This is a genomic window from Acinetobacter sp. F-1, from assembly GCF_022869025.1.
Taxonomy (GTDB): Bacteria; Pseudomonadota; Gammaproteobacteria; order Pseudomonadales; family Moraxellaceae; genus Acinetobacter; species Acinetobacter pseudolwoffii.
The window spans coordinates 1-3,464 of the sequence record NZ_JAJKFX010000026.1; the positions used below are offsets into that span (position 1 = coordinate 1).

A 3,464-nucleotide genomic window follows, 5' to 3' on the forward strand; every position below is an offset into this window, starting at 1 on the left:
AAGAGGTTTCACTTCTGAGTTCGGGAAGGGATCAGGTGGTTCACTCTTGCTATTGTCGCCAGCACAACTGTTTATGGACTTGTTCGGGTCTTATTTAACTGCTTTGCAGTGTATGCCGTACTTCGTACCAAATAGAATACATTAACAGGTACATTTGAGTTGAATATTGTCTTACTAACGAGATACTGAATCAAGTCGTTTTGCTGAATATCGAATCAATTGATGCTTTATACAACAACTGTTTGGGTGTTGTATAGTCAAGCCTCACGAGCAATTAGTATTGGTCAGCTTCATGCATCACTGCACTTCCACATCCAACCTATCAACGTCGTAGTCTTCAACGGCTCTTTAGGAGACATAAAGTCTCGGGGAAATCTTATCTTGAGGTAGGCTTCCCGCTTAGATGCTTTCAGCGGTTATCCCTTCCGAACATAGCTACCCGGCGATGCGACTGGCGTCACAACCGGTACACCAGAGGTTCGTCCACTCTGGTCCTCTCGTACTAGGAGCAGATCCTCTCAAATTTCCAACGCCCACGGTAGATAGGGACCGAACTGTCTCACGACGTTCTAAACCCAGCTCGCGTACCTCTTTAAATGGCGAACAGCCATACCCTTGGGACCTGCTTCAGCCCCAGGATGAGATGAGCCGACATCGAGGTGCCAAACACCGCCGTCGATATGAACTCTTGGGCGGTATCAGCCTGTTATCCCCAGAGTACCTTTTATCCGTTGAGCGATGGCCCTTCCATACAGAACCACCGGATCACTAAGACCTACTTTCGTACCTGCTCGACTTGTGGGTCTCGCAGTTAAGCGCGCTTTTGCCTTTATACTCTACGCGTGATTTCCGACCACGCTGAGCGCACCTTCGTACTCCTCCGTTACTCTTTAGGAGGAGACCGCCCCAGTCAAACTACCCACCAGACATGGTCCTCGTCCCGGATAACGGGACAGAGTTAGAACCTCAATATTACCAGGGTGGTATTTCAAGATTGGCTCCACCGAAACTAGCGTCTCGGTTTCAAAGCCTCCCACCTATCCTACACAAGTAAGATCAAAGTTCAATGTCAAGCTGCAGTAAAGGTTCACGGGGTCTTTCCGTCTAGCCGCGGGTACACCGCATCTTCACGGCGAATTCGATTTCACTGAGTCTCTGCTGGAGACAGCGCCCCCATCATTATGCCATTCGTGCAGGTCGGAACTTACCCGACAAGGAATTTCGCTACCTTAGGACCGTTATAGTTACGGCCGCCGTTTACTGGGGCTTCGATCAAGAGCTTCGCTTACGCTAACCCCATCAATTAACCTTCCAGCACCGGGCAGGCATCACACCCTATACGTCCACTTTCGTGTTTGCAGAGTGCTATGTTTTTAATAAACAGTTGCAGGGGCCTGGTTTCTGTGGCTGCTCTCAGCTCAGGAAGCAAGTTCCATCACCAAAAGCAGCGTACCTTCTCCCGAAGTTACGGTACCATTTTGCCTAGTTCCTTCAGCAGAGTTCTCTCAAGCGCTTTGGTCTACTCGACCTGACCACCTGTGTCGGTTTCGGGTACGATTCCTGTGTAACTGAAGCTTAGAGACTTTTCCTGGAAGCATGGTATCAGCCACTTCACTGTACAAGTACAGCTTGCTATCAGTTCTCAGCATAGAGTACCCCGGATTTGCCTAAGATACATGCCTACAACCTTCCACCTGGACAACCAACGCCAGGCTGACTTAACCTTCTCCGTCCTCTCATCGCATTACACAGAAGTATTGGAATATTAACCAATTTCCCATCGACTACGCCTCTCGGCCTCGCCTTAGGGGTCGACTCACCCAGCCCCGATTAACGTTGGACTGGAACCCTTGGTCTTTCAGCGTGCGAGTTTTTCACTCGCATTGTCGTTACTCACGTCAGCATTCGCACTTCTGATACCTCCAGCAGACTTCTCAATCCACCTTCATCGGCTTACAGAACGCTCCCCTACCACGCATAATAAATTATGCATCCGCAGCTTCGGCATATAGTTTTAGCCCCGTTACATCTTCCGCGCAGGCCGACTCGACTAGTGAGCTATTACGCTTTCTTTAAAGGGTGGCTGCTTCTAAGCCAACCTCCTAGCTGTCTATGCCTTCCCACATCGTTTCCCACTTAACTATAATTTTGGGGCCTTAGCTGGCGGTCTGGATTGTTTTCCTCTTGACTACGGACGTTAGCACCCGCAGTCTGTCTCCCGGATAGTACTCATTGGTATTCGGAGTTTGCATCGGTTTGGTAAGTCGGGATGACCCCCTAGCCGAAACAGTGCTCTACCCCCAATGGTATTCGTCCGAGGCGCTACCTAAATAGCTTTCGGGGAGAACCAGCTATCACCAAGTTTGATTAGCCTTTCACCCCTATCCACAAGTCATCCCCTGGCTTTTCAACGACAGTGGGTTCGGTCCTCCAGTTAGTGTTACCCAACCTTCAACCTGCTCATGGATAGATCACCTGGTTTCGGGTCTATACCCAGCAACTAATGCGCCCTATTAAGACTCGGTTTCCCTACGGCTCCCCTATTCGGTTAACCTTGCTACTGAATATAAGTCGCTGACCCATTATACAAAAGGTACGCAGTCACCGAACAAGTCGGCTCCCACTGCTTGTATGCATGCGGTTTCAGGATCTATTTCACTCCCCTCACAGGGGTTCTTTTCGCCTTTCCCTCACGGTACTGGTTCACTATCGGTCAGTCAGGAGTATTTAGCCTTGGAGGATGGTCCCCCCATATTCAGACAAGGTTTCACGTGCCTCGCCCTACTCGACATCATCATATAAGCCCTTTCGTGTACAGGACTATCACCGTCTACGGTCGCACTTCCCAGAGCGTTCCACTAGAACTTATATGACTTAATGGGCTCTTCCCCTTTCGCTCGCCGCTACTGAGGGAATCTCAATTGATTTCTTTTCCTAAGGGTACTGAGATGTTTCACTTCCCCTCGTTCGCCTTGCATGACTATGTATTCATCATGCAATACCTACCTTATGGTAAGTGGGTTTCCCCATTCAGACATCTCCGGATCACAGGATATTTGCCGCCTCCCCGGAGCTTTTCGCAGGCTATCACGTCTTTCATCGCCTCTGACTGCCAAGGCATCCACCACATGCACTTAATTACTTGACTATACAACCCCAAACAGTCGTTCATCCTTACAAGTAGGATGAGCAACAGATTAACCAATTACTCAGTCAATCATACAGTTGGCGTCTTGTGCATTTAAGCACTGTACAGCTTCAATTAGATTCATATACCAAAACGCTTGATTCAGTTAATCGCTAGTTTCTCAGTTCTGCATCTTCATTCAAACATGTCACTTGCGTGTCACATTTCAATGTCAATTTAGTTCTGAGCCTTAAACAATTTATTTCAACTCAAATATATTCTGTTAATGATTGATCTAGCCTTCGTCAGGTCTAGACGCTGTGATAAATCACAGAGT

Annotated in this window: 2 rRNA genes; both read right to left on the minus strand. The window is 48.4% G+C overall.

Annotation, left to right across the window (positions count from 1 at the left end):
* Nucleotides 1-63: ribosomal RNA gene (rrf, locus tag LOZ91_RS14485) — 5S ribosomal RNA — on the minus strand; the annotation flags it as partial.
* A 190-nt stretch (nt 64-253) separates the two neighbouring features.
* Nucleotides 254-3,148 (minus strand): 23S ribosomal RNA (locus tag LOZ91_RS14490).
* Between the last annotated feature and the right edge of the window lie 316 nt (nt 3,149-3,464).